Source organism: Aeromonas sp. R5-1 (assembly GCF_040908265.1).
Classification (GTDB): Bacteria; Pseudomonadota; Gammaproteobacteria; order Enterobacterales; family Aeromonadaceae; genus Aeromonas; species Aeromonas caviae.
Genome location: NZ_JBFODJ010000009.1, coordinates 1 through 25,353, shown reverse-complemented (window position 1 = coordinate 25,353; position 25,353 = coordinate 1). Strand labels below are relative to the sequence as shown.

Below are 25,353 nucleotides of genomic sequence, written 5' to 3'. Positions count from 1 at the left end.
CCCCGTGGAGGGGTTCCCGAGCGGCCAAAGGGATCAGACTGTAAATCTGACGGCTCTGCCTTCGAAGGTTCGAATCCTTCTCCCTCCACCATCTTCCTGAACACAATATGCAATGCCCCTGTGGAGGGGTTCCCGAGCGGCCAAAGGGATCAGACTGTAAATCTGACGGCTCTGCCTTCGAAGGTTCGAATCCTTCTCCCTCCACCATTCTTCAGACAACCCGGCCTCGCGCCGGGTTTTCGCTTTTCTGGATAGAATCCATATGGCGCTGTCAGATCTGACAATTGCCCTTCCCGCACTTTTTAGAAACAGTGGAGCCTCATGTCGCAAGGAGTGCACACAGATGTTTGAAATCTGGGATGAAACGGGTCGCGAGCACGGGCTGACACTGCCCGAGCTGCAACTGCGGCTGCGGGATTATCAGGGAGACGTGATGGTGCGCTACCTCAACCGCCTCGGCCTGCCGAGCACCCTCTTCCTGACCATCCGTCAGGGATGCGCCTATCAGCGCTTCAAGGCGGGCTCCCCCATGCTCGACTGGTCCTTGCTTGCCCAGGCCATGCACGCAGCCCCCCTGGCTGGCGCCGCACCTGCACAGGGCCATGCCCTTCCCTGACCCCCTCCTTCCTGCCCACGCCCATTATCAGACTCTTCCTACAGCCTCCCTTTAGACCCTCCCTGTATGATGCGCAGCCATGTTCCCGTCAGGTGAGAGCCATGTTTGCGTTCAAAGAAGAGTATCCCGTGAGTGCCATGGTCAGCATGGCGGATATCGTCGTCCCCTTTTACCAGCCCATCATCGGCCAGGATCGTCAGGTCAAGGGGTATGAGGTGCTGGCCAGACGCTGGGATGCCGGCAGCCAGGGTTATCAGGGCATCGATTTTGCCGCCCTCGGCGAAGATGACGCTCTGCACCTGGATATCGTCATGCTCAGGGCCATCATGCGCGATCTGCCCGTGCTCGCCCAAAAAGGCCCCTATGCGCTCTCCATCAACCTCAATCCGGCGCTCTCCAGCCCCACCTACCGCAATCTGCTGTTGCTGGTGCTGCTCCAGGCCCGCAAGCTGGGGATCGCCATCTGGTTCGAGGTGCTGGAACACGTCAGGATCAAGCACCAGCACAGGGAGATGATCGAGGTGTTGCGAGCCCATGGCGCCCACATCGCCTGTGACGACTTCGGCTCCCTGGCATGCAACTTCCAGCGCCTGATGATGCTCCCCTACGAGATCGTGAAACTGGATCGTTCCCTGCTGCTCCAGGCTGTACGCAGCACCCATGCCCTCAACATGCTGACGGGGCTGGTGAAATACCTGCAACGACTCGGCATGGCCGTGGTGTGCGAGGGAGTGGAGACCCAGGCCCATATCGAGGTGGCGAACCGGCTGGGCTGCGACTACCAGCAGGGCTACGCCTACGCCATTCCCTCCCCTCTCTCCCGCTGGGCCTGAGCCGAGCGCTTGCGTGTCACGGGGGAAACCCGGGCACCTTTCCCATGAAATTCGGCAGGGTGCTGCCATTTTCCTGCCAAAGATGGCAGGCTGTCCCGGCCACACTGACGCCGAGGCCCGCCATGGTTCGCTTTGCCACCTTCAATCTCGCCTTCGATCGCACTGCACCCGGCATGCTGGGGGAAGAGCTCGCCCTGACCCGCACCGAGCAGGATGCCCTGCTGGCCCGCCTCGCCGACGGCACCTTGAGCGGCGCCGAGAAGACCAAGGCCCTCGACGTGCAGCAGATCCGCAACATCGCCGAAATCATCCAGCGCACCCGGCCGGACGTGTTGCTGCTAAGCGAATTCGACAATGACGGCAAGGGCCGCGACACCACGGACCTCCACGCCTTCAACGACAACTACCTGGCCCATGCCCAGCACGACGAGGTGACCGCCATCAGCTATCCGGTGCTGCAGAACTTCGCCACCAACACCGGCCTGATGAGCGGCCATGACCTCAACCTGGATGGCCGAGTGAGCAGGCCGGACGACGCCTGGGGCTTTGGCAGCTATCACGGCCAGTACGCCTTCGCCGTGATGTCCCGGTATCCCATCGATACCAGGCAGATCCGCACCTTCCAGACATTCAAGTGGAAGGAGATGCCGGGCGAAGCGAACCCCGTCATCGACGACTGCCACAACCCCAGGGCACCGATCCCGAGCGGCCGCCAGTGTGGCGATGCCTGGTATGACGACGCAGCCTGGCAGGCGCTCCCCCTCTCCTCAAAGAACCACGCCGACGTGCCGGTGCACATCAGGCAGGGAGACAGGGAGGAGGTGATCCACTTCCTTATCTCCCACCCGACCCCGCCCATCTTCGGCAACGCGGCGCGCCACAACGTCAAACGCAACCGTGCGGAGATAGCCTTCTGGCAGGACTATGTGGCAGGGGCTGGCTACATGGTGGATGACGCCGGCAAGGCGGGTGGCCTGCCCGCGGGTGCCAGGTTCGTCATCGCCGGCGATCTCAACGCCGATCCCCAGATTGGCGATGGGGATCTCACCGCCATTCAGGCGCTGCACAACCATGTGCTGGTCAACCAGGCCGTCACCAACGGCGCCCTGATCCCGGTCAGCCAGGGCGGCCCCGAGTGCCTCGCCAGCCATCCGGATCAGTGCAAGCGCAACAACAACCGCCCCACCCCGGAGCGCATCACCAGCAGCAGCGGCCTGCAGCTCGACCACGTGCTGCCCTCCGCCAACCTGAACGCGGTCGCCTCCGGCGTGTTCTGGCCGGCCAGCTTCGAGCCGGGCTACCACCTGGTGTATGACCCCAAGCTCGGCATCGCCAAGGGCGTCAGTTCGGATCACCGCCTGGTGTGGGTCGACGTCACACTGTGACAGTGACGCAGAGCAGACAAGCAACGGGGCCCGCAGGCCCCGTTTTCATTGGTTTGTCATACCAGCTTCTCCACCCGGGCCGGCAGCCCCTGGCGGGCCGACGAGCCGATGGCCCAGTCCACCAGGGGATAGCGGCCATGGCGGCTGGGATCCAGCACCGCCAAGTCATTCAGATTGACCCCGGCTCCGCGCAGGGGATTGGCGACCACTTTCTGGCCGTCTATCCAATGTTCCCGCGCCCCCAGCTCCTTGTGGCCGAAACCGTGTTCGATGGCGATGGCATCGGCCTGCACCCCGGCCACGCACTCGGCCACCCCGATCACGCTGCCATCCGGGGTGCTGACCCGCACCCTGTCCCCGCTCTCGACGCCCAGCTGCGCCGCCGTCTGCGCATTGAGCCGCACCCGGTTGCTGGGGTTCACCTGGCGCAGGCGATCCGAGCCGATGCTCATGGAGCTCATGGTGTGGGACTTGTAACTGGTGAGCAGCAGCGGCCACTGGGCCGGCTTGAACGCCTCGTTGAGCGGCGTGCCGTCCGCCAGCTGGGGGCGGAAAAAGCGCGGGGTACCGCTCAAGAACCGGCCGCTCTGGCTGTGACGGCGGCTGCCCACCTCGGGGTTCCACACCATCAGCGGCTTGGGCCAGCGCTTGCTTGGCTGACCCGCGTCATCGCGCCCCTTGGCCGCCGGCTCGAAGCGCCCGCCACGGGCGAAGAGATAGGCGGCGCGGCCCGCCTCCTCCGCACTCAGGGTGGCATTCAACACCGGCAGGATCCGCTCCACCCCGGACCAGGCGAGATCCTCAGGCTCTATGGCTGGCACCGGCTCGCCGAGATAGGCGACGTTGGCCGCCCCGTAGAGGGAGAAGTCCGCCGCCTTATGCAGGGCATGCAACTTGCCGTCCGCCCCTTTGAGCGCCCCCTCGCCAAAACCCGGCAGCCCCAGCCGTTTGGCCACCGCGATAAAGAAGGACTCCATACAGACCGGATCTCCCTCGGCGGTCTTGGCGACTCTTGGCTCCACGATGGGCCAGCGACCGGTGGAGACCTTGGTCAGCACCCCGTGCCAGGCGGTGGCCCAGCCCCAGGACTCATAGGTCAGGGTATCAGGCACTATGTAGTCCGACAGCGCCGACGACTCGTTGATGAAGCTGTCGATGCTGACCACAAGGGGCAGCACGGCAGGGTCCTTGAGCTCTTCGCCTATGGCCTTGCTGAGCCCGGCCTGACCGTAGAGGGGGTTGCCCATGTGGTTGATCCAGGCCTTGAGTCGGTAGGGGTAACCGTTCACCGCCGCGGTCAGGTGTTCGCCGAGCAAGGGGCCGGAGATGGGGAACCAGGGCTCTTGCGCCGGATAGGGGTTCTGGCCCGCCTCGCGCTTGCGCCGATACTCAGAGGTCTTCTCGTAGGGGAACTTGGAGCGCGACAGGAAGACGCCGGCGGGTTTGACCATGCCGGGGAAGCTCGCCAGATCGTAGCGCGGCCCCGCCCCGAAGGGATCGAACTTGCCGCCGCTCGCCACGGCGCCGCCCCGGGCGTTCAAGTTCCCAATCATGACGTTGAGCATCATGATGGCCCAGGCCGAGTAGAAGCCGTTGGCGCTCATGGTGCCGCCGTGGGAGACCACTGCTGCCCGGGTGCCATGGCTGGTGAACTCCCGCGCCAGCGCCTCGATATCGCTCACCGGCACGGCGCACTCGGCGCTGTATTGCGCGAGGGAGTGCTCCCGGCACGCCTCGGCCAGCAGCTGGAAGCTGCTCTTGACCATCAACTCCCCCTTGGGGCCCAGAATGGGGCGATCCACCCAGAGGTTGGCCCGCTCACACTGGCCGGCGGGTCTCGGCTCGCCGCTGTTCGCCTCCTCTACCAGCATGGCATCCCCCTCCCCATAGGCTTCCCCATCAAAGGGCAAACCAAGATCGCTTGCCCGCAGCATCTGGCCGAAGCGCGGGTGGGACTCGTCGCAGAGCACCAGGTGGCTGGCGTTGCAAAAACCGCGATAGCCGGCCCGCTCGGCGGCAGCGGCATTGGGTGCCGTCAGGAAGGGCTCGGCGTAGCGCCGGTTGTCGATGATCCAGCGCAGCATGGCCATGGCCAGGGCGGAATCCGTGGCGGGCCTGATGGGCAGCCAGCGGTTGGCGGGGGCGGACGGCATGTTCACCGTGTTCGGCAGACTGGGGGCCACCACAACGTAGGAGAACGGCTTGCCCGGCCGCGCCCGGTTCGCCGCCAGCTGGCGGGACTGACGCTTGAAGGGGTTGCCCGATTGCTGGGGCGAGGTGCCCATGAACAGCAGGAAGTCGCTCTCGTCCCAGTCCGGCTTGAGGTGGGCGTTCTTCTCCAGATCGTCCAGCAGGGCGCCGGCCCCGACCCGGAACGACAGGCCGCAATAAGCGCCGTGGTTGGCGAAGTTGCGGGTGCCGAAGCTGTTGAAGGTGAAGCGCTTGATGAAGTGATCTCGCCCTTCGTCCGAGGCGTTGCTCACCAGCAGCTGGTTGGCCTTGGGGCCGTACTCCGGGTTGGCCGGGTCGAGCGGCTCGGCGAGGTTGCGAATGGCCCGCAGCCCCTCAACCTGACCCTCGCCAAACAGATCGCCCCCCTCCACCACCTCGGCCACCAGCTGCTCGAAGGGGATGCTCTGCCAGCGGCCACTGCCACGGGGCCCCACCCGCTTGAGACAACGGGTAACTCGCTGCGGGCTGTCGAGCTGCTCCAGCATGGCGTTGCCCCGGGCGCAGGCGGTGGAGCGCCCGTCCAGCCCCCCTTCCTGGTAGCCACTGGTTGCGAGCAGCGCCTGTTTGACCGGGGTCTTGAAGTCGATGTGGTGGTGGGCGGAGAGGGGGTGATAGGGGTTGCCCAAGATCCGCACTATCTGGTCGCGCTCGTTGTCGATGCGGGCCCGCACTCCGCACAGGGTCCAGCAGCCAAGGCACATGGTGTTGGCAACCCGCTGGACCGGGTTGGGGTGCAGTTCCCCCTGCTCATCGACCCTGTACTCCACGGCCAGCGAGTTGCCATGGATGGGATCCCGGGTCGGCTTGCCCGAGCTGCCGGTGGCGAGGCCAGTCGCCACCTGCTTGAGGGTGTCGCTGTAACCGGCAACGAACAATCCGGTGCCACCGGCGATGGCGGCGCCCTTGAGAAACTTGCGTTTGCTGTGATCCATCAGAGTGCCTCGCGTGCAAAAGTTGTGGATGCCTTGATGGCGGAGGAAGCAGAGGGGCGCACCAGCTCCGAGAGGGCCACCAGCAGGGCCAGCAGCAGACCGAAAGTGCCGAGAATGCCGAGCACACCGGCCGGCCCCCAGGCGATTTCATAGAGATAGACGCCGGCCCCGTACTTGGGGGCGAGCTGCCCCTGGATCAGCAGCAGCCAGCGCAGGCCCCACACCAGGTGCAGCCCCAGCAGCGCCAACCCCCAGAGTGCCAGGCGGGCAGAGATCCTTGGCCGCACCAGCATCAGCAGGCCGGCCAGCCCCAGGGTCAGCAACAGCCAGTGGGCCGCCAGCCGCCAGCTCGGGTCGAGCCGATAGAGGGCCGCGGCCTCTGCCGCCGAGGCGCCGCCAAACAGGGCCCAGCCCAGCAGGGAGAGCGCCAGCAGGCCTAACGTCCAGCCGCTCTGGCGCAGCAGGGTCGACTCGGTCTGGGCATGCCAGCCCGCCAACAAGCGGTTGAGCAGCAGCAGGGCACTCTGGGCCCCCAGCACGGCGCTCAGGGTCAGCAGCCAGGGCAACCAGGGGGTATGCCAGAGCGGGCGCGCCGCCACCGCCATGGTTTCGAGCCCGGTGTAGAGGGCGATGCTGAGCCCGCTCAGGGCCGCCAGCAGGGAGAGGGTCTTGAGCCAAACGTGCCCCGACCAGCTTCCCAGGCAGAGCAGCCGGGCAAGGCGGGCTATCTTGTCCCCGTCTGCGCCGCGCCGGGCCAAGGCAGGCCTTAGCAGCAGCCAGCCGAGCAGCATGGAGAGCAGGCTGAACAGCGGCAACAAATAGGCGCCATACCACATGACGGAGCCAAAGCGCGTCTGGGCATAGAAGTGCCAGGCCCGGGCCGGCTGGTGCAGATCCGCGGTCAGGGCGATGGGAGCCACCAGACCGGCCGCCACCATCAGCACCGCCGCCAGGGCCTGCAGCCGCGGGTCCGGCGCCTTGCGCCACAGCTCAAACGCGCCGAGCCAGAGGGCCCCGTAGGCGAGGCCGATGAGGAAGAAATATTGCACCGCCCAGGGCAGCCAGGTGATGGGCTGAGCCGGGGCCAACAGTTCGTTAATGACCATGGGCTATCTCCTTGCCATCGTCGGTGAGCAGGGTGCGCAGGGCCGGGTTGCCGTCGACCTTGCTGACGAAGGCCTCGTCCATGCCGAGATAAAAGACCCGCGGCTGGGTATGGGCCTCCGGCTTGAGCACCTTGAGGGCCGACTCGTGTTCGCGCAGCAAGCGGCTGATCCGGCTCTTGGGGTCGTTCAAATCGCCTATGATGCGCGCCTCGCCGACACAGCTCTCCACGCAGGCGGGCAAGAGCCCCGCCTCCAGCCGATGGGCGCAGAAGGTGCACTTGTCGGCGGTATTGGTCTCGTGGTTGATGAAGCGGGCGTCATAGGGGCAGGCCTGCACGCAGTAGCCGCAGCCGACGCACCAGTCGTTGTTGACCACGACGATGCCGTCGTCGCGCTGGAAGGTAGCGCCGGTGGGGCAGACATCGAGGCAGGCGGGCTCGGCGCAGTGGTTGCAGAGCCTTGGCAACATCAAGAGGGAGGCGGGAGCCTCGAGGGCGGCCACGTCGCTCACCTCGTACTGGCTCACCGTGGTGCGAAACTGGCCGAGTGGAGGCTGGTTTTCGATGGTGCAGGCCACGGTGCAGGCCTGACAGCCGACGCAGCGGCGCAGGTCGATCAGCATGCCGTAACGCTTGCGCCCGTCCCCCCGGCTGATGGCCGCCCGCCCGTTGCGGGGAGCGGGAACGGACTGCGCCTGAACCTGGGTGACGGGGATCAGGGCCGCCCCTGCGGTGAGGGCGGCGATCCCGGATAACAATCGGCGCTTGCTGGGCTCCATGGCATCTTTCCTTCTGCTGAGCTGGCTTGAAAGGGGTTGGGCCGATTGTCCTCAACGCAGGAAGTCGCCTCTATTGTGGTTTTCCACATACCGGGAGCCGGGTTGATCCAGCGCAATAAAAAATGCCCCAGCCCTGCTGAACTGTGACCGGGGCGGCGTTTGCCGCTCCTCCCGGCCCCGTTCGCGTGCAAGCGCGCGCCCCGGTGATAGACTGCCCCCTTTGCACCGAGAGGAGAGCCCCCTGCACGCCCCAGTCCCCTTGCCCCTGCTCAGCCTGCTGCTCTGGCTCGCCCTGTCAGCCCTGCCGCTGCGGGTGCAAGCCGCCCCGACCCCCTCTTCGCCAGCGCCGGCCCGACAGGAATCCGCACCATCCCAGGCCACGCCGGGGCAGACCATGGCCGAGCCGATACGCATCGGCGTGCTGGCGACCCGCGGCCCGGCCCTGGCCAGAGCCCAGTGGCAACCGCTGCTGCGCTGGCTGGCACAGCGCGTGCCCGGCCATCGCTTCGTGCTGCATCCGCTGGGGCTCGATGAACTGGCCGAGGCCGTCGCCCTCGAGCACCTCGATTTCGTCATCACCAACCCGGGCCAGTCGGTGAGTCTGGCGCGCCAGTTCCCGCTGGCCTGGCTCGCCACCCTCAAGAGCCCGGCCGGGGGGGACAACCTCGCCATCGGCGCCGCCCTGGTGGTGCCCGCCCAGGCCCCCTACCGACACTGGCGTGACCTCGAGGGACAAGCGGTCGCTGCCGTCTCGGAGAACGCCTTCGGCGGCTACCTCGCCTATCGCTTCGAGGCGGGCGAACAGGGAGTTCGGCTGGAGCGCTTCTTCTCCACCGTGCAGTTCACCGGCTTTCCGCTGGACCGGCTCATCGAGCGGCTGGCGGCTGGCGAGGTGGCCGCCGCCATCGTGCCGGTGTGTCAGCTCGAGCGCATGGAGCGGGAGGGCAAGGTCGCCAGGGGAGCGTTTCGGGTGCTGGATGATCAGGCGCCGACCGGCTTTGGTTGCCAGAGCTCGACCCGGCTCTACCCCAACTGGTCCTTCGCCAAGACTGAGCGGGCCTCCTCCGCGCTGGCGCTGGCGGTGACCCGTGCGCTGTTCGACCTGCCCGCAGATAGCGAGGCGGCCATCGCTGCCGATTCGGCGGGCTGGACCGTGCCCACCAGCGAGCTCGCCATCGACCGCCTGCTCAAGGCGCTGGATCGTCACCCGCTGCAGGGCCCCTGGTGGCAGGCGGCCTGGCACTGGCTGCGCCAGCATCAGCAGTGGGGCTGGGGTGCTTTGGTGCTGGTACTGCTGCTGGGGGGCCACCACCTGCTGCTGCAATACCTGTTCAACCGCAGCCAGCGCCGGCTGCTCAAAGCCAGCCACCAGCTCGAGCAGAAGGGACGCCAGCTGGCACAGGCCAGACGGCTCGCCGAACTGGGCGAGCTGGGCGCCAACGTGGCCCACGAGATCAATCAGCCCCTCAGCGCCATCGCCAACTACAGCCAGGGGGCCTTGTTGCGACTGGACAAATTGGCACAGGATCCGGCCCAGGCTGCCGCCCAGGCCTCCCTGCGTCAGGCACTGGAGCAGATAGGGCTCCAGGTCCAGCGCATCACCCAGACCGTCAACCGGCTCAGAGCCAGGCTGCAAAAGCGCCCTCCCCGCTTCGCGCCTTGCGACCTGCCCACCCTGGTGGCGGAGTTGCGCCCCCTGCTGGAGCAGATGCTGGCGCCGCTCGACGTCGCCTTCACCCTACACTGGCGGGGCCAGCCACGCCCGTTACCTCTGGACGGCACCGGGATGGAACAGCTGCTGGTCAACCTCATCAAGAATGGCGCCGAGAGTGCGGCGAAGAGAGCGGCGCAGAGGGCAGCTAAGAGTGCAGCGAAGAGTGTGCGCCCCGCTGTTCACTCCCCTGCTCACCCCACTACGCAAGCACCGGCACAGGAGCCTGCCCGGGTCGAGCTGCTGATCGCCTTCGAGGCGCAGACCCTATTGCTGGAGATCTGCGACAACGGTGCCGGCCTGAGGGTCCCCGCCACCGAACTGCAGCAGGCGTTTTACAGCGACAAGCCCGATGGCATGGGGCTGGGGCTCGCCATCTGCCGGGAGGTGGTCGAGAGCCATCGCGGCCAGTTCAGTCTGGAGAACCTGAGCCCCCACGGCTGCCTGGCCCGGGTCATCCTGCCCGTGCCGCCCCCCGAAACCCTCCCTTCATCCACCGACATGCCGAGGAACTGAGATGCCGCCCCCTGCCCGCCCCCCGCTCTATCTGGTTGACGACGACGAGGCCGTGCTCGACTCCCTGCGCTTCATGCTGGAGAGTTGCGACGAGCGGCAGCTGTTCAGCTTTGCCGATGGCGAGCGCTTCCTGGCAGAGGTCGACCTGCACCAGCCCGCCTGCCTCATCCTCGACTGCCGCATGCCGGGGCTCTCTGGCCCCGAGGTCCAGCAGCGGCTGAAGGCGGCCCAGAGCCCCATCGCCATCCTGTTTCTCACCGGCCACGGCGAGGTGCCACTGGCGGTGGAATCCCTCAAGCTGGGGGCGGTGGATTTCTTGCAAAAGCCGGTGCAGCTGGCCCCCCTGCTCGCCGCCATCGAGCGGGCCGAGCAGGCGACGCTGAGTGCGGCCACCCGCCTCGCCCAGCTGGCCGTCTTTGAGCGCCTCACCCCGCGCGAACGCCAGTTGTTGCAGCTCATCGCCCGGGGCCACAAGAACCAGCAGATAGCGCAGGATCTCTGCATTTCGGTGCGCACCGTCGAGGTGTGCCGCGCCAGCCTGATGAAACGCCTGGCGGTGAACTCTCTCGCCGAGATGCTGCTGCGCTACGCGAAAGTGAACGAACACCCCTGAGTGGCCTGCAACCGTACAAAACGGGCAGGGATCACACATTTGGCGCTTCGATGGCGGTAGAGTGCCCTCTTCTCTTCACCAGGATCGCCCGGGTCCTGCGCCTTGTTTCGAGGACACATCATGGAACTGCTTCTGCTCAGCAACGGTAAAACCACAGAACACCCCGGCCTGCTCGGCTGGGCCCGCGACCGGGTGCAAACCCTGCTCGCTCGCAACCAGGTCAAGCGCATCCTGCTCATCCCCTACGCGGTGATCCGCAGCGACTGGGATGCCCGCGCCCGGGAGCTCACCGAGAGTCTGGGGGTGGACGCCATCAGCATCCATCACTTCGACGATCCGGTGGATGCCATCAACCGGGCCGACGCCATCTTCATCAGCGGCGGCAATACCTGGCTCCTGAACCAGCGGCTGCACGAGTATGGTCTGGTGGTCCCCATCCAGCGTGCGGTGCGCGAGCGGGGCGTGCCCTATGTGGGCTGGAGCGCCGGCTGCAACGTGGCCACCCCCAGCATCCGGACCACCAACGACATGCCGGTGTGCAGCGCCGTCGTGCTGCCTGCGCTGGGGCTCTTCCCCGTGCAGATCAACCCACACTATCTGGACGCCAGCATCAGCGGCCACATGGGGGAGACCCGGGACGAGCGTCTGGCCGAATTCTGCGCCATCAACCCGAGCGAATCCGTGGTGGCCCTGCGTGAGGCGAGCCTGTTGCAGATCGGCGGCAATCACATCGAGTACTGGAGTGCCCGGGGCGAGACCTTCAAGATCTTCAGGCACGGCGAACCCGTCCGGGAATACGGGGACGCTGCGCCTCTGGCAGCGCTCACCCCCTTCACGCCGGCACGCTGATCCTGCCAAACGACAGAGGGATGGCCTGCGCCATCCCTCTTGCTTTGTTGCTCGCCCCTTCGTGATTCATTCCAGAATGGCCATCTCCTCCCGAGAGCCGCTGCGCCCGGGAGCCCTCAGCAACACCACCAGCGGCACGGCGCACAGGCTGACCCACATCATCAGGCGAAAATCCTGCAGATAGGCGAGCAGGCTGGCCTGCCGGGTCACCTCGCCGTTGATCATGGCCAGCCCCTTCGGCGTCATCAGCTCCGCCATGCCCCCGCCCTGATGCAGGTTGACATTGAACGGGGTGATGTAGGCGGCGAACGCCTCGTGGTTCATCTGGGATCGCTGGGCCAGATAGGTGATCACCACCGAGATGCCGATGCTGCTGCCGATGTTGCGCACCAGGCTGAACAGCGCCGTCCCCTCGTTGCGATAGCGCGGCGCCAGGGTCGCAAAGGTGATGGTGGAGAGGGGCACGAAGATGAAGCCGAGCCCCAGCCCCTGGATGATGCCGGTGCGCACTATGTCCCAGCTGCCGATATCCGTGTTGAACAGGGTCATCTCCCACATGGAGAAGCTGGTGAGCAGCAGCCCTGACAGGATGAGGTAGCGGGCATCCACCCGGCCCGACAGCCTGCCCACCAGCATCATGGCAACCATGGTGCCCACCCCGCGCGGGGCGAGCAGGTAACCCACGTCGATCACCGGGTAACCCATCAGCCCCTGCATGAAGGGAGGCAGCAGCGTCATGGTCGCCAGCAAGATGATGCCGACGATGAAGATGAAGAGCAGACCGACGCTGAAGTTGCGATCCCGGAACAGGGCCGGTTCTATGTAGGGGTGCGGGTGGGTGAAGATATGCACCACGAAGAGGTAGAACGCCATCACCATCAGGGCGGTCTCGATGACGATCTCCCGGCTGGCGAACCAGTTCTGGGACTCTCCCCTGTCCAGCGCCATCTGCAACGCCCCGATGCCGAGACTCAGCAGGGCGAACCCCAGCAGATCGAAGCGGCGGCTGGCATCGATCTTCGTCTCCTCGATGAAGGCGGCAAGTCCGAACCAGGCCAGCAGGCCGAACGGCAGGTTGATGTAGAAGACCCAGCGCCAGTTGTAGTACTCGGTGAGCCAGCCCCCCAGCGACGGCCCCAGAATGGGGCCCACCATGACCCCTATCCCCCAGAGCGCCATGGCGGAGCCGTGCTTCTCCGGCGGATAGGTGTCCAGCAGCACCGCCTGTGAGAGGGGCACCAGGCTGGCACCGAAGATCCCCTGAAGCAGGCGGAACAGCACTATCTGATCCAGGCTCTGGGCCGCGCCGCACAGCATGGAGGCAACGGTAAAGCCCGCCACCGACCACATGAACAGCCTTTTGCGGCCAATTCTTGCCGAGATGAAACCGGTCAGCGGCATGAAGATGGCGGCCGCCACTATGTAGGAGGTGAGCACCCAGGAGATCTGATCCTGGGTCGCCCCCATGGCTCCCTGCATGTGGGGGAGGGCGACGTTGGCGATGGTGGTGTCCAGCGCCTGCATGATGGTCGCCACCATCACCGACAGGGTGATGAAGGTGCGACGGGAAGCCTGGTCTGCCTGCCCTGTGGCTGCGCTCGTCATATCAACCTCGACCTGACAGGCCAGGCAGGGTGCGCTGATGGCCGGTGTCTATCTCGGCGGTGGCACTCAGACCCGCCCTCAGGGTGGGCAGATCCGCTCCCGAATCCAGCTTGATCCGCACTGCCACCCGCTGGGCGATCTTGACCCAGTTGCCGGTGGCGTTCTGGGCCGGGATCACCGAAAACTCGGAGCCTGTGGCCGGGCTCAGGCTCTCCACCACCCCGGTCCAGTGCGCATCGGGGTAGGTATCCACACTGATGTCCACCTTCTGGCCAGGTTGCACATGGGTCAGCTCCGTCTCGGTGAAGTTCGCCTCCACCCAGGGGGTGTCGGTCTCCACCAGCATCATGGCGGTCATGCCCACCAGATTGTACTGGCCGGGCTTGGGCAACTGGCTGACGATGCCGTTGGCGGGGGCATAGATGGTGGTGCGAGCCAGATCCAGCCTGGCCTTGGCCAACTCGGCCGCGGCCTCCTGATAGGCGGGCTGCTGCTCCACCGGCAGGTTCACGTCCCCGCTGAGGGAGGCTTCAATCTTCTTGAGCCCCTCCTCCAGCGCCACCTGCTGCTGGGCGGTCTGTATGGTGAGCTGGCGGGCATCGTCGTAATTGGCGGTGGAGGTGAAGTGCCTGGTCACCAGATCCGCCTGGCGATGCTCCTCCTTCAGGGCATAGGCATGGCGGGTGCGGGCCACGGCGATCTCCGCCTGCTGGCCGCGATAACTGGTCTGCAGCGCCACCAGATCGGTGCGCACCTTGGCAAGTTCCGCCTCGGCCTTGGCCACGGCGACCCGGAAGGACTCCTGATCCAGCTCGAACAGCGGCTGGCCAGCCCGGACCTGCTGGTTTTCCTCGACGAACACCTTGGCCACCCGGCCCAGCACCTCGGTGCTGATGGGGACCTTGTCCGCCTTCACATAGGCGTTGTCCGTCTCCACATAGCGCCCGCCCTGCAGGTAGATAACGCCCGCCCCGATCAGGGCCAGTGCCGGCACCACCACCAGCAACAGCAGGCGGGTGCGGCGCCGGTTGGCGGCGGGACGGGAGGAAGAGGGGGAATCAGTGGTCATGATATGGCTCCACGTTGGTTGGCATCACAGGAAAGCATCAGAGGTGGCCGAGGTTGGCACGCAGGATCTTGAGGGAGCGGCACAGCGCCTCGGTCGCCTCCTCCCCCAGCTCGCCGATGGCCCTCTGATGCACCAGATCGGACGCCTGTTTGATCATCGCCAGATAGGGGGCGGCCCCTTCGGTCAGATGGAGCTGATAGGCCCGCCTGTCGTTGGGGTCGTTGCGCCGCTCCACCAGACCGTTGTCGGCCATCTGATCGAGCTGGCGCGCCAGGGTGATGGGCTGGATGTCCAGCCGCTCGGCGAGATCCACCTGGCGTATGCCCTCGCTGCGTGCAATGTGCACCAGAGCCCTGGCCTGGGCCAGGGTGAGGCAGCTTCCCTCCAGCTGCTGCTGGAACTGGCGGCGCATCAGGCGCTGGACGTCGCCGATGAGAAAGCCAAGGGTGTCCGGTTGTTTGTTCATGATGTGCAACCTATATAGTAAGCTTTACTTATTATATGCAAATCGTATCCATGTGCAAGCTGGCCCCGGCCGCCGTTTGGGTTCATGCTGGGTGCCACCACCTCAACGGCAGGAGACACGTCATGGATATCAGGATGGAGCGGGACAGCCTGGGGGAGATAGCCGTCCCGGCGGACAGGCTCTGGGGGGCCCAGACCCAGCGCTCCCTGCATCACTTCAACATCTCGGGGGAGCGCCAACCCATGGAGATCATCCATGCCCTGGCCCGCATCAAGTCCGCCTGCGCCCGGGTCAACCACGCCCTGGGGCTGCTCCCCGCCCGCAAGGCCCAGGCCATCATGGCCGCTGCCGACGAGATCCTGCGCGGCCTGCACGACGCCGAGTTTCCCCTGATGGTGTGGCAGACCGGCTCCGGCACCCAGACCAACATGAACCTCAACGAGGTGCTGGCAAACCGGGCCAGCGAACTGCTCGGCGGCCCCCGGGGGGAAGCGCGGCTGGTGCATCCCAACGACGAGGTAAACAAGAGCCAGTCCAGCAACGATGTCTTCCCGAGCGCCATGAACCTGGCGACGGTCACCGCCATCACGCAGCGGTTGGTGCCGGCCCTCGCGGCCCTGAAGCAGACCCTGGCAGGCAAGGCCGCCGCCTTCGACCACATCGTCAAGATTGGCCGCACCCATTTGCAGGATGCCACTCCCCTCACCCTGGGCCAGGAGATCTCCGGCTGGGTCGCCCAGCTTGAACAGGGGGAGCGCCATCTACGGGCCGCCCTGCCCCATCTGTGCGAGCTGGCGCTCGGCGGCACCGCCGTGGGCACCGGCCTCAACTGCCCTCCCGGCTTTGCCGAGGCGGTGGCCAGAACCCTGGCCGAGCAGACTGGCCTGCCGCTGGTGAGCGCCCCCAACAAGTTCGAGGCCCTGGCGGCGAGTGACGCCCAGGTTCACGCCCACGGTGCCCTCAAGACGCTGGCAGCCTCCCTCATGAAGATCGCCAACGACGTGCGCTGGCTGGCGAGCGGCCCCCGCAGCGGGCTGGGGGAGCTGCTCATCCCCGAGAACGAGCCTGGATCCTCCATCATGCCCGGCAAGGTCAACCCGACCCAGAGCGAGGCGCTCACCATGCTCTGCGCCCAGGTGATGGGCAACGATGTGGCCATCAACATCGGCGGTGCCAGCGGCAACTTCGAGCTCAACGTGTTCAGGCCGATGATCGCCTACAACGTCCTGCAGAGCGTGCGGCTGCTGGCGGACGGCATGCAGAGCTTCCACGACCACTGCGCCGTCGGCATCACCCCGAACCAGGCCAGGATCGACGATCTGCTCTCTTGCTCCCTGATGCTGGTGACGGCCCTCAACCCCCATATCGGCTATGACAAGGCGGCCGAGATCGCCAAACGGGCGCACCATCAGGGGCTGAGTCTGCGGGAGGCGGCCATTGCCTCGGGCCACCTCAGCGCGGAGCAATTCGATGCCTGGGTGATCCCCGCTGACATGGTGGGTCGCACGCCATAAGGCAGCGCAGCGCACGGCAATCCCATGCCCGGGGCATACCAGCGCAGGTGGCAGGCGCAGCAAATAGGGACAGTGATGGGAAATAAAGATGAAAAGGGTGCCATGGCGCCCTTTTCATTGCAGATCTGCCGTCAGGTCTTGCTCTGGCAGTTGAACATCCAGTGGGTGCCGAACTTGTCCACCAGGGATCCGAAATAGTCACCCCAGAACATCTCCGCCAGCGGCATCTCCACCTGGCCTCCCTCAGCCAGGGCCGCGAACAGGCGATCGGTCTCGCCCCGGCTGTCCGGCTCCAGGTTGAGGTAGCTGTTGTTGCCCTGCACCAGGGTGAACCCCATGCTGGCCGGAGCATCAGTGCCCATCAGCACGTGACCCCCAAGGATGGGCAGGGCCACATGCATCACCAGCTCCCCGTCTTCCTCCGATAAAGGGGGCTGGCCCGGGCAACCCGGGGACTCCTTGAACCTGTGAATGGGGCCGCTGAAGTCACCGCCGAACACTTCGCGATAGAAGAGGAAGGCAGCCTCCGTCTCCCGGGCAAAATTGAGATAGGTACTGACACGCGCCATGGGTTTCTCCTTGTCACCGATAGCTGGCCCCTGTGGCCAGCTAACAGCATAGAAGAGCACGGGGCTCTGTCAGGTGGCGCTCCGCCCCCTTCTGCGCACGGGGGGTGCCGCGCCCACAGCCCAGGTTCGGTCGAACACGCAAAAGTGCAACCCGATTTGCAGTGGGTTGCACCTCATATAGGCATTCATAAGATGCATTGCCAACCCATTAATAATGCTGTGAAAAGCGGACAAGCGGCGGGCTTGAAAGGAGCCTGATGGAGACCGGATTCATGGAAGAATTCAACAATGTAACCAATACATTAAAATTTCTTGCTTGAAGGTTGCACCTGGTTGCACCATCATCGGCGAAATTTAACCGTCCGGTAATATTGTTACCTTCTAGACACAGGAAGTCCCATGGCCACTACCACCCTCGGCGTCAAACTCGATGAAGCGACCCGCGACCGCCTCAAACAGGCTGCGCAGACCCTGGATCGCACTCCCCACTGGCTGATCAAGCAAGCCATCTTCACCTATCTGGAGCAACTGGATCGCGGTCTGACCCCGCCCGAGCACTCCGGGCTGGCTGCCGCCGCCGGGGAAGAGGCCGTCGAGACCCTGACCGAGCAGGGCATCCAGGTCTTCCTCGAGTTTGCCGAGAGCATTCTGCCCCAGTCCGTGCTGCGGGCCGCCATCACGGGGGCTTATCGCCGCCCCGAGACCGAAGCCGTCCCCATGCTGCTGGAGCAGGCCCGTCTGCCCAAGGAGAAGGCTGACGCGACCCAGAAGCTGGCCATGGGCATCGCCGAGAAGCTGCGCAACCAGAAGAGCGCCAGCGGCCGTCAGGGCCTGGTGCAGGGGCTGCTTCAGGAGTTCTCCCTCTCCTCCCAGGAAGGGGTGGCCCTGATGTGTCTGGCGGAGGCGCTGCTGCGCATCCCCGACAAGGCGACCCGGGATGCCCTCATCCGCGACAAGATAAGCGGCGGCAACTGGAGCCAGCACCTGGGCCAGAGCACCTCATTGTTCGTCAACGCGGCCTCCTGGGGTCTGCTCATCACCGGCAAGCTGGTGGCCACCCACAACGAGGCGGGCATGAACAGCTCCCTCAAGGGACTCATCGGCAAGGGGGGTGAGCCGCTCATCCGCAAGGGCGTCGACATGGCGATGCGCCTGATGGGTGAACAGTTCGTCACCGGCGAGACCATCGCCGAGGCGCTGGCGAACGCAGGCGGCATGGAGAGCAAAGGGTTCCGCTACTCCTACGACATGCTGGGGGAAGCGGCCCTGACCGAGGAGGACGCCAAACGCTATCTGGCCTCCTACGAGCAGGCCATCCACGCCATCGGCAAGGCCTCCCACGGTCGCGGCATCTACGAGGGGCCGGGTATCTCCATCAAGCTCTCCGCCCTGCATCCGCGCTACAGCCGCGCCCAGTACGATCGCGTCATGGAGGAGCTCTACCCCACCTTGCTGGGCCTGACCCAGCTCGCCAGGCAGTATGACATCGGCATCAACATCGATGCCGAGGAGGCCGATCGCCTGGAGATCTCCCTCGATCTGCTGGAGAAGCTCTGCTTCGATCCGTCCCTCGCCGACTGGAACGGCATCGGCTTCGTCATCCAGGCCTACCAGAAGCGCTGCCCCTATGTGATCGACTACGTCATCGATCTCGCCAAGCGCAGCCGTCACCGCCTGATGATCCGTCTGGTGAAGGGCGCCTACTGGGACAGCGAGATCAAGCGTGCCCAGCAGGAAGGGCTGGAAGGCTACCCGGTCTACACCCGCAAGCCCTACACGGACGTCTCCTACCTCGCCTGCGCCCGCAAGCTGCTGGCGGTGCCCGAGGCCATCTATCCCCAGTTCGCCACCCACAACGCCCATTCGTTGTCGGCGATTTACCAGCTCGCCGGTCAGAACTACTACCCGGGCCAGTACGAGTTCCAGTGTCTGCACGGCATGGGCGAACCGCTCTACGAGCAGGTGGTCGGCAAGGTGGCCGACGGCAAGCTGGGTCGCCCCTGCCGCATCTATGCACCGGTAGGCAGCCACGAGACCCTGCTCGCCTACCTGGTGCGCCGCCTGCTGGAGAACGGGGCCAACACCTCCTTCGTCAACCGCATCGCGGACAACAACATCTCCCTCTCGGATCTGGTGCAGGATCCGGTGCAGCAGATCGAGCAGATGGCCGCCCGTGAAGGGGCCCTGGGTCTGCCCCATCCGCGCATCCCCCTGCCCCGGGATCTCTACGGCGAGGCGCGCCCGAACTCCGCAGGTCTGGATCTCGCGAACGAGCACCGCCTGGGGTCACTCTCCGCCGCCCTGCTCGCCAGCACCAACACCGCCTATCAGGCCGTGCCCATGCTGGGTTGCGACACCGAGGCGCCGACCCAGTTCCAGCCCGTGCTCAACCCGGCGGATCACCGCGATGTCGTCGGTCAGGTGAGCGAAGCCACGGTAGCGCTGGTGGACAAGGCGCTCGCCTGCTCCCTCACGAGCGGCCAGATCTGGCAGTCCACCCCGCCAGCCGAGCGGGCCGCCGTGCTGGACAGGGCCGCCGACCTGATGGAATCCGAACTGCAACCCCTGATGGGCCTGCTGGTTCGCGAATCCGGCAAGACCTTCGCCAACGCCATCGCCGAGGTGCGCGAAGCGGTGGACTTCCTGCGCTACTACGCCGCCCAGGCGCGCAACCACTTCGCCAACGACACCCACAGACCGCTCGGCCCCGTGGTCTGCATCAGCCCCTGGAACTTCCCGCTGGCCATCTTCGGCGGCCAGGTGTGCGCGGCCCTGGCCGCCGGCAATACGGTGCTGGCCAAGCCTGCCGAGCAGACCCCCCTTATCGCGGCACAAGCGGTGCGCATCCTGCTGGAAGCGGGGGTTCCCGCCGGTGCGGTGCAACTGCTGCCGGGCCGTGGTGAGACCGTGGGTGCGGCGCTCATCGCGGACGAACGGGTGCGCGGCGTCATGTTCACCGGCTCCACCGAGGTGGCGGGCATCATCTCCCGCAACCTGGCCGGTCGCCTCGACGCCCAGGGTCGCACCATTCCCCTCATCGCCGAGACCGGCGGCCAGAACGCCATGATCGTCGACTCTTCCGCCTTGACCGAACAGGTGGTGATGGATGTCATCTCCTCGGCGTTCGACAGCGCCGGTCAGCGCTGCTCCGCCCTGCGAGTGCTGTGCGTGCAGGATGACGTGGCGGATCGGGTGATCCGGATGCTCAAGGGCGCCATGGCCGAGTACAAGGTCGGCAGCCCCGAGCACCTCTCCACCGACATCGGCCCCGTCATCGACGCCGAGGCCAAGACCAACATCGAACGCCACATCAAGGCCATGGGCGACAAGGGGCGCAAGGTGCACCAGATCGCTCGCACCCAGGGGGATGCCTGCAGCCGCGGCACCTTCGTGCTGCCGACCCTGATCGAGCTCGACAGCCTGGACGAACTGGGACGCGAAGTGTTCGGCCCTGTGCTGCACCTGGTCCGCTACCCGCGCACCCGGCTCGGGGAGCTGCTCGAGCAGATCAACGGCAGCGGTTACGGCCTGACCCTGGGTGTCCATACCCGCATCGACGAGACCATCGCCCAGGTGGTGAATGTGGCCAAGGTGGGCAACCTCTACGTCAACCGCAACATCGTAGGCGCCGTGGTCGGGGTGCAACCCTTCGGTGGGGAAGGGCTTTCCGGCACTGGTCCCAAGGCCGGTGGCCCGCTCTACATGTATCGCCTGCTCGGCGCCCGTCCCCAGGAGGCGGTGGCCAACCAGCTGCACCAGGAGTCCGGTGCCCTGCATGCCGAGGCGAAAGCCCCCCTCGTGGCCCTGCGCGACTGGGCGAGCAAGCAGGATCCGGCCCTCGCCGCCCTGTGCGATCACTACGCCGCGCTCTCCCAGAGCGGCCGTACCCAGTTGCTGACCGGCCCCACCGGCGAGCGCAACAGCTACAGCCTGCTGCCCCGGGAACGGGTGCTCTGTCTTGCCCAGGAGAAGGCCGACCTGCTGGCCCAGCTGGCCGCCTGTCTGGCGGTCGGCAGCCAGGTGCTGCTGCCGGACGATGCCCAGACACGCGCCCTGCTCTCTTCCCTGCCGACCGAGGCGCGGGATCCCATCGCGCTGGTGGCGGACTGGGCCACGGGGGAGACGGACTTCGATGCCCTGCTGCACCACGGCGACTCGGATCAGTTGCGGGAGGTGGGCAAGCTCGCCGCCGCGCGCCAGGCAGCCCGTAACGGCGCCATCATCGGTGTGCACGGCCTGCATCGCGGCGAGACCGACATCCCGCTGGAGCGCCTGCTCATCGAGCACGCCCTCTCGGTCAACACCGCCGCCGCCGGTGGCAACGCCAGCCTGATGACCATAGGCTAAGCGCCGCATAGTGACGGTGACTCAAGCCCCGCAGATGCGGGGCTTGTTCTTTCGTCTATGGGACACGCCCATGAAAAAGGCCGCCCCTGTCGGGGCGGCCTTTTTGTTCTCCCTTCTCCCCTCGCGGGAGAAGGGTTGGGGATGAGGGGCGACTCGCCTACACGTACTCCATAAAGACGCGGGAGGTGAGTTTGGTGATGAGCTCATAGGGAATGGTGCCGATCTGGTCGGCCACCCGCTCTACCGGCAGCCCTTCCCCCCAGAGCACAGCCTCGTCGCCCGCCTTGTCGGTGGCGCCGGGACCGAGATCCACCGTCGTCATGTCCATGGAGACGCGGCCCACCAGGGGCACGATGCGGCCGTTGACCAGCACAGGCGTGCCGTTGGGGGCCATGCGCGGATAACCGTCACCATAGCCGATGGCGATGACACCGAGCCGGGTATCGCGATCCGACACCCAGTTGGCGCCATAACCCACCGGCTCGCCCGCCTTGTGATCCCGCACCGCGATCAGTTGTGTCTTGAGGGTCATCACCGGCTGCAGGTCATAATCCGCCGCCACCGTATTGGGGAAGGGGGAGACGCCATAGAGGATGACACCGGGGCGGATCCAATCGCAGTGGGAATCCGGCCAGGCCAGGATGCCCGCCGAGTTGGCCATGGCGCGCTCGCCCTTGAGCGGCGCGGTCAGCTGGCTGAACAGGTCGATCTGTTCGCGGGTGGTGGGTTGCTCCAGCTCATCGGAGCGGCTGAAGTGGGTCATGACGTTGAACGGCTGCACCACGTTCTTGCACTTGCCGAGGCGCTCGATAAAGGCGGGCATCTCCTCGGCCCGTACCCCGAGGCGGTGCATGCCGGTATCGAGCTTGAGCCAGGCCACCACGGGGGCAGGCAGCTCCGCCTGCTCCAGCGCCTCGAGCTGCTCCCAGGTGTGCACCGCGGTCTGCAGGTTGTTGGCCGCCAGCACCGGCAGGTCGGCGGCGCTGAAGAAGCCCTCCAGCAGCACGATGGGCTTGACCACGGCGCAGGAGCGCAGCATCAGCGCCTCTTCGATGCGGGCCACCGCGTAGGCGTCCGCATCCACCAGGGTGCGGGCGACCGGCAGCAGGCCGTGACCGTAGGCGTTGGCCTTGACCACGGCAATGATCTTGCATTGGGGGGCGTGGCGTTTGACCACGGCGAGGTTGTGGCGCAGGGCCGCTGTATTGATCTGGGCGATAGCCGCTTTCATCTGTTTTCCCTTACGAGGGCATGATAATCAGGCACCGGGTGGTGTCAGCCCTCAAATCTCATCGTCTAAGGCCGGACCGGCAGAATTGTCGAACCGGGAAAACTGTGTCTGGATGCCGGGAGCAGGCTCCCGACTTAGTAGTCATCATCAAACGCCGGGCCCGCGTAGTTGTCAAAGCGCGAGAACTGACCCTGGAAGGTGAGCCGCACTCGTCCTATGGGGCCGTTACGCTGCTTGCCGATGATGATCTCGGCGATCCCCTTGTCGGGACTGTCGTCGTGATAGACCTCGTCGCGGTAGATGAACATGATCAAGTCCGCATCCTGCTCGATGGAGCCCGATTCCCGCAGATCCGAGTTGACCGGGCGCTTGTCGGCCCGCTGTTCCAGGCTTCGGTTGAGCTGGGAGAGCGCCACCACGGGGCACTGCAACTCTTTCGCCAGCGCCTTGAGGGAGCGGGAGATTTCACCGATTTCCAGAGTACGGTTGTCAGACAGCGCCGGCACCCGCATCAGTTGCAGGTAGTCCACCATGATCATGCTGATGCCGCCGTTGTCCCGCGCCACCCGACGGGCACGGGAGCGCACTTCGGTCGGGGTCAGGCCGGAGGAGTCGTCGATGTACATCTTCCCCTTCTCCAGCAGCAGCCCCATGGTGGAGGAGAGCCGCGCCCAATCCTCGTCGTCGAGCTGGCCGGTCCGCACCTTGGTCTGGTCGATGCGCCCCACCGAGGCGAGCATACGCATGATGATCTGCTCGGAGGGCATCTCGAGGGAGAAGATCAGCACCGGCTTGTCGGCGGTGAGGGCCGCGTGCTCGCACAGGTTCATGGCAAAGGTGGTCTTGCCCATGGAGGGACGGGCGGCGACGATGACCAGATCCGAACGCTGCAGGCCGGCGGTCATCTTGTCCAGATCGTTGTAGCCGGACGACACGCCGGTCACCCCGTTGTGGGGGGTCTTGAACAGCTCTTCAATCTTGTCGACGGTCTGCTCGAGGATGAGCTTCAGGGGCTGGGGGCCCTCGTTGGCGCTGGTGCGCTGCTCGGCGATCTGGAACACCTTGCTCTCGGCAAGATCCAGCAGATCGTTGGAGGTACGGCCCTGGGGCTCGTAGCCCGCTTCGACTATCTCGTTGGCGACCGAGATCATCTCCCGCACCACCGCCCGCTCACGCACGATCTCGGCGTAGGCACTGATGTTGGCGGCACTCGGGGTGTTCTTGGCGATCTCCACCAGATAGGCGAAGCCACCGGCCTCTTCCAGTTGCTCGGAGCGCTCGAGCTCCTCCTGCAGAGTGATGAGGTCGATGGGGTTGCCCGCGTTGGAGAGGCGGGTCATGGCCTGGAAGATCAGGCGGTGCGGGCGGCTGTAGAAATCCTTGTCGATCACCCGTTCGGCGACCCGATCCCAGGCCTCGTTGTCCAGCATCAGACCGCCCAGTACGGACTGTTCGGCCTCAAAAGAGTGGGGAGGTACTTTCAGCTGTTGTGTCTTGGCGTCTTTTTTCGCCGTCACTTGCTCTGCCATACACATAAAAACCGCAGCGGGAAGGGGACGGGAATTTTACAAAAGAAACCCCGCCATCGCGAGCGCTAATACGTCCCGTCATCGCATCCGGCGACAAGACGGGACCCTGGCCTCGTCAGCGTCATCCACTTCTGCGCCGCAGACCTGCCTCACAGTACGAGAAAGGGCCAGACCAGGGTCTGATCTTTCGTTCTTGCTCTTTGCTTGTTGCGCAACCTGCGCACCGAGCGACTCGGCCGTCTGTGTCTCATGGGCGCCTCCCCTGTCGGACGACTCAATCTGTTCATGAATAATTCATGCCATCCGTGATAATCATACCCGCAAGCTGCAACACAAAAAGGGACTGGCAGCCTGCCATGCGCCTCGCTGAGCTTGCACAAGCAGAGCATGCCCCCACCTACATGAGAGTGAAAGAGTCAAAATGAAAAAGATGCTGACCCTGTTTGCCCTGATCCTGGCCATTGGCCTTGGGGCACCCATCGCCGAGGCCAAGAAACTTGGTGGCGGCAAATCCTTTGGCAAGAGCTACAAGACGGCTCCGGCCCAACCTGCGGCCAAGCCGGTCGACACCAAGAACCCGACCGTGGGCGCCCAGGCACCCAAGAAAGGCGGCATGATGGGCGGCCTGCTGGGTGGTCTGCTGGCCGGCGGCCTGTTCGCCTACCTGCTGGGCAGCGGCGCCTTCGAAGGTCTGCAAGGGATGGACTTCCTGCTGATCGCCCTGCTGGCACTGGGCGGTGTCTTCCTGTTCCGAGCCCTGCGCAGGAACAAGGCGGCAGCGGCCCAGCCACAGACGGCCTATGCGGGCTATCAACCGCCCCAGAGCGCGGCCCCCCAGCAGTTCGAGCAGAGCCACAGCGCCCCGCAGGCCACCGGTTTTGCCGACAGCGACGTGCCCTTCCGTCTGCCCCCGGGCTTTGACATGAACGGCTTCCTGGCCGGTGCCCGCGATCACTACCGCACCCTGCAAGAGGCCTGGAACAAGAACGACCTGGAGAAGATCCGCGAGTACGTGAGCCCCGAGTTGTTCGAGCACCTCAAGGCCGAACGCGCCGAGCTCTCCGGTGAGCAGCACACCGAGGTGATGTACGTGGACACCCAGCTGGTCCGTGCCGACTACGGCAGCGACTGGGCCCAGGTGAGCGTGCGCTTCAGCGGCCGCTACATGGACCGTCAGGAGCAGGTCGAGGAGGATATCAAGGAGGTGTGGCACCTCGAGCGTGATCTCGCCAAGGACAATGCCCCCTGGCATATCGTCGGCATCGAGCAGCTCTAAGGTTCAACCGACCCATTTCATCAAGGCGACCTCAGGGTCGCCTTTTTATTGCCATCGGATTGTGTCATGCCCTATTTCGGGCAGGGCGGGATCGCACTTTGTTAATGAAATTTGAACAGGCAGATCGTCTGTGATCTAATCGCGTCTCCATGCAGGAGGCACGCGCTATGACGTTG

Annotated in this window: 17 protein-coding genes, 2 tRNA genes and 1 pseudogene; 11 read left to right on the top strand and 9 right to left on the bottom strand. The window is 65.4% G+C overall.

What is annotated here, in order from left to right:
• Positions 1-6: 6 nt before the first annotated feature.
• The 5 genes and pseudogenes from AB5Y64_RS01015 to AB5Y64_RS00995 all read left to right on the top strand — a co-directional run bounded on the left by AB5Y64_RS01015 (position 7) and on the right by AB5Y64_RS00995 (position 2,834).
• A tRNA-Tyr gene (locus AB5Y64_RS01015) sits at positions 7-91 on the top strand.
• Positions 92-122: 31 nt separating this feature from the next.
• A tRNA-Tyr gene (locus AB5Y64_RS01010) sits at positions 123-207 on the top strand.
• A 136-nt stretch (positions 208-343) separates the two neighbouring features.
• Positions 344-616 carry a hypothetical protein gene (locus tag AB5Y64_RS01005; RefSeq protein WP_161470726.1) on the top strand — a complete coding sequence of 91 codons (273 nt, stop codon included), beginning with the start codon at positions 344-346 and terminating at the stop codon, positions 614-616.
• A 101-nt stretch (positions 617-717) separates the two neighbouring features.
• Entirely contained in the window at positions 718-1,449 is a 732-nt protein-coding gene (locus AB5Y64_RS01000) for an EAL domain-containing protein (RefSeq protein WP_069651796.1), read from the top strand.
• Positions 1,450-1,531: 82 nt separating this feature from the next.
• Positions 1,532-2,834: pseudogene (locus AB5Y64_RS00995) on the top strand (endonuclease/exonuclease/phosphatase family protein).
• A 56-nt stretch (positions 2,835-2,890) separates the two neighbouring features.
• Here the strand turns inward: AB5Y64_RS00995 and AB5Y64_RS00990 are convergent.
• Genes AB5Y64_RS00990 through dsrO form a run of 3 tightly spaced genes read right to left on the bottom strand, consistent with a single transcriptional unit; the run spans position 2,891 to position 7,882 of the window.
• Positions 2,891-5,998: a tetrathionate reductase subunit A gene (locus tag AB5Y64_RS00990; RefSeq protein ID WP_368203071.1), complete on the bottom strand. Its 3,108-nt coding sequence runs from the start codon at positions 5,996-5,998 to the stop codon at positions 2,891-2,893.
• The gene (gene nrfD, locus AB5Y64_RS00985; RefSeq protein WP_368203070.1) at positions 5,998-7,104 is read right to left on the bottom strand and encodes an NrfD/PsrC family molybdoenzyme membrane anchor subunit; all 1,107 of its coding nucleotides are present in this window, start codon (positions 7,102-7,104) and stop codon (positions 5,998-6,000) included. The genes AB5Y64_RS00990 and nrfD overlap by 1 nt, the downstream gene beginning before the upstream one ends.
• A complete protein-coding gene (dsrO, locus tag AB5Y64_RS00980; RefSeq protein WP_052815173.1) occupies positions 7,094-7,882 on the bottom strand; it encodes a sulfate reduction electron transfer complex DsrMKJOP subunit DsrO in 789 nt (262 codons plus the stop codon). Before dsrO ends, nrfD begins: the two co-directional genes overlap by 11 nt.
• 259 nt (positions 7,883-8,141) lie before the next feature.
• On the opposite strand from dsrO, the gene AB5Y64_RS00975 reads away from it, so the two are divergent.
• From AB5Y64_RS00975 to pepE, 3 genes are all read left to right on the top strand, one after another.
• Complete coding sequence (locus tag AB5Y64_RS00975) at positions 8,142-10,109, top strand: PhnD/SsuA/transferrin family substrate-binding protein (protein WP_368203074.1); 1,968 nt, start codon at positions 8,142-8,144, stop codon at positions 10,107-10,109.
• A 1-nt stretch (position 10,110) separates the two neighbouring features.
• Complete coding sequence (locus tag AB5Y64_RS00970; RefSeq protein ID WP_200164524.1) at positions 10,111-10,722, top strand: response regulator transcription factor; 612 nt, start codon at positions 10,111-10,113, stop codon at positions 10,720-10,722.
• A gap of 120 nt (positions 10,723-10,842) precedes the next feature.
• Positions 10,843-11,571, top strand: coding sequence for a dipeptidase PepE (gene pepE, locus AB5Y64_RS00965; protein WP_200164525.1), 729 nt, complete (start codon positions 10,843-10,845; stop codon positions 11,569-11,571).
• A gap of 66 nt (positions 11,572-11,637) precedes the next feature.
• Here pepE and AB5Y64_RS00960 read toward each other — a convergent pair whose 3' ends face one another.
• The 3 genes from AB5Y64_RS00960 to AB5Y64_RS00950 are packed head-to-tail and all read right to left on the bottom strand — an operon-like array spanning position 11,638 to position 14,711.
• The gene (locus tag AB5Y64_RS00960; RefSeq protein WP_103858720.1) at positions 11,638-13,176 is read right to left on the bottom strand and encodes a DHA2 family efflux MFS transporter permease subunit; all 1,539 of its coding nucleotides are present in this window, start codon (positions 13,174-13,176) and stop codon (positions 11,638-11,640) included.
• Between the two features lies 1 nt (position 13,177).
• The gene (locus tag AB5Y64_RS00955; RefSeq protein ID WP_103244376.1) at positions 13,178-14,245 is read right to left on the bottom strand and encodes an HlyD family secretion protein; all 1,068 of its coding nucleotides are present in this window, start codon (positions 14,243-14,245) and stop codon (positions 13,178-13,180) included.
• Positions 14,246-14,282: 37 nt separating this feature from the next.
• Positions 14,283-14,711 carry a MarR family winged helix-turn-helix transcriptional regulator gene (locus AB5Y64_RS00950; protein WP_368203066.1) on the bottom strand — a complete coding sequence of 143 codons (429 nt, stop codon included), beginning with the start codon at positions 14,709-14,711 and terminating at the stop codon, positions 14,283-14,285.
• Positions 14,712-14,833: 122 nt separating this feature from the next.
• Here AB5Y64_RS00950 and fumC point away from each other — a divergent pair, with 122 nt between their 5' ends.
• On the top strand, positions 14,834-16,225 hold the full coding sequence (fumC, locus tag AB5Y64_RS00945; RefSeq protein WP_368203063.1) for a class II fumarate hydratase: 1,392 nt from the start codon (positions 14,834-14,836) through the stop codon (positions 16,223-16,225).
• A gap of 131 nt (positions 16,226-16,356) precedes the next feature.
• Here fumC and AB5Y64_RS00940 read toward each other — a convergent pair whose 3' ends face one another.
• The gene (locus tag AB5Y64_RS00940) at positions 16,357-16,794 is read right to left on the bottom strand and encodes a VOC family protein (RefSeq protein WP_010673262.1); all 438 of its coding nucleotides are present in this window, start codon (positions 16,792-16,794) and stop codon (positions 16,357-16,359) included.
• A 399-nt stretch (positions 16,795-17,193) separates the two neighbouring features.
• On the opposite strand from AB5Y64_RS00940, the gene putA reads away from it, so the two are divergent.
• A complete protein-coding gene (putA, locus tag AB5Y64_RS00935) occupies positions 17,194-21,141 on the top strand; it encodes a trifunctional transcriptional regulator/proline dehydrogenase/L-glutamate gamma-semialdehyde dehydrogenase (protein WP_270822667.1) in 3,948 nt (1,315 codons plus the stop codon).
• 157 nt (positions 21,142-21,298) lie between these two features.
• Here the strand turns inward: putA and alr are convergent, their stop codons facing one another.
• Both alr and dnaB read right to left on the bottom strand, forming a co-directional pair.
• Positions 21,299-22,372, bottom strand: coding sequence for an alanine racemase (alr, locus tag AB5Y64_RS00930; protein ID WP_201925463.1), 1,074 nt, complete (start codon positions 22,370-22,372; stop codon positions 21,299-21,301).
• A 134-nt stretch (positions 22,373-22,506) separates the two neighbouring features.
• Complete coding sequence (gene dnaB / locus AB5Y64_RS00925; RefSeq protein WP_039040054.1) at positions 22,507-23,901, bottom strand: replicative DNA helicase; 1,395 nt, start codon at positions 23,899-23,901, stop codon at positions 22,507-22,509.
• 421 nt (positions 23,902-24,322) lie between these two features.
• Between dnaB and AB5Y64_RS00920 the strand changes: the two genes are divergently transcribed.
• Positions 24,323-25,177 (top strand): Tim44 domain-containing protein, encoded by an 855-nt coding sequence (locus tag AB5Y64_RS00920; protein WP_010673257.1) that lies wholly within the window; start codon positions 24,323-24,325, stop codon positions 25,175-25,177.
• Positions 25,178-25,353 lie beyond the last annotated feature (176 nt).

Coding starts and splice junctions, on each gene's coding strand:
- AB5Y64_RS01000 (WP_069651796.1), top strand. CDS start 718: ATGTTTGCGTTCAAAGAAGAGTATCCCGTGAGTGCCATGGTCAGCATG.
- alr (WP_201925463.1), bottom strand. CDS start 22,372: ATGAAAGCGGCTATCGCCCAGATCAATACAGCGGCCCTGCGCCACAAC.
- AB5Y64_RS00940 (WP_010673262.1), bottom strand. CDS start 16,794: ATGGCGCGTGTCAGTACCTATCTCAATTTTGCCCGGGAGACGGAGGCT.
- fumC (WP_368203063.1), top strand. CDS start 14,834: ATGGATATCAGGATGGAGCGGGACAGCCTGGGGGAGATAGCCGTCCCG.
- putA (WP_270822667.1), top strand. CDS start 17,194: ATGGCCACTACCACCCTCGGCGTCAAACTCGATGAAGCGACCCGCGAC.
- AB5Y64_RS00920 (WP_010673257.1), top strand. CDS start 24,323: ATGAAAAAGATGCTGACCCTGTTTGCCCTGATCCTGGCCATTGGCCTT.
- pepE (WP_200164525.1), top strand. CDS start 10,843: ATGGAACTGCTTCTGCTCAGCAACGGTAAAACCACAGAACACCCCGGC.
- AB5Y64_RS01005 (WP_161470726.1), top strand. CDS start 344: ATGTTTGAAATCTGGGATGAAACGGGTCGCGAGCACGGGCTGACACTG.
- AB5Y64_RS00990 (WP_368203071.1), bottom strand. CDS start 5,998: ATGGATCACAGCAAACGCAAGTTTCTCAAGGGCGCCGCCATCGCCGGT.
- nrfD (WP_368203070.1), bottom strand. CDS start 7,104: ATGGTCATTAACGAACTGTTGGCCCCGGCTCAGCCCATCACCTGGCTG.
- AB5Y64_RS00955 (WP_103244376.1), bottom strand. CDS start 14,245: ATGACCACTGATTCCCCCTCTTCCTCCCGTCCCGCCGCCAACCGGCGC.
- AB5Y64_RS00960 (WP_103858720.1), bottom strand. CDS start 13,176: ATGACGAGCGCAGCCACAGGGCAGGCAGACCAGGCTTCCCGTCGCACC.
- dsrO (WP_052815173.1), bottom strand. CDS start 7,882: ATGGAGCCCAGCAAGCGCCGATTGTTATCCGGGATCGCCGCCCTCACC.
- dnaB (WP_039040054.1), bottom strand. CDS start 23,901: ATGGCAGAGCAAGTGACGGCGAAAAAAGACGCCAAGACACAACAGCTG.
- AB5Y64_RS00950 (WP_368203066.1), bottom strand. CDS start 14,711: ATGAACAAACAACCGGACACCCTTGGCTTTCTCATCGGCGACGTCCAG.
- AB5Y64_RS00970 (WP_200164524.1), top strand. CDS start 10,111: ATGCCGCCCCCTGCCCGCCCCCCGCTCTATCTGGTTGACGACGACGAG.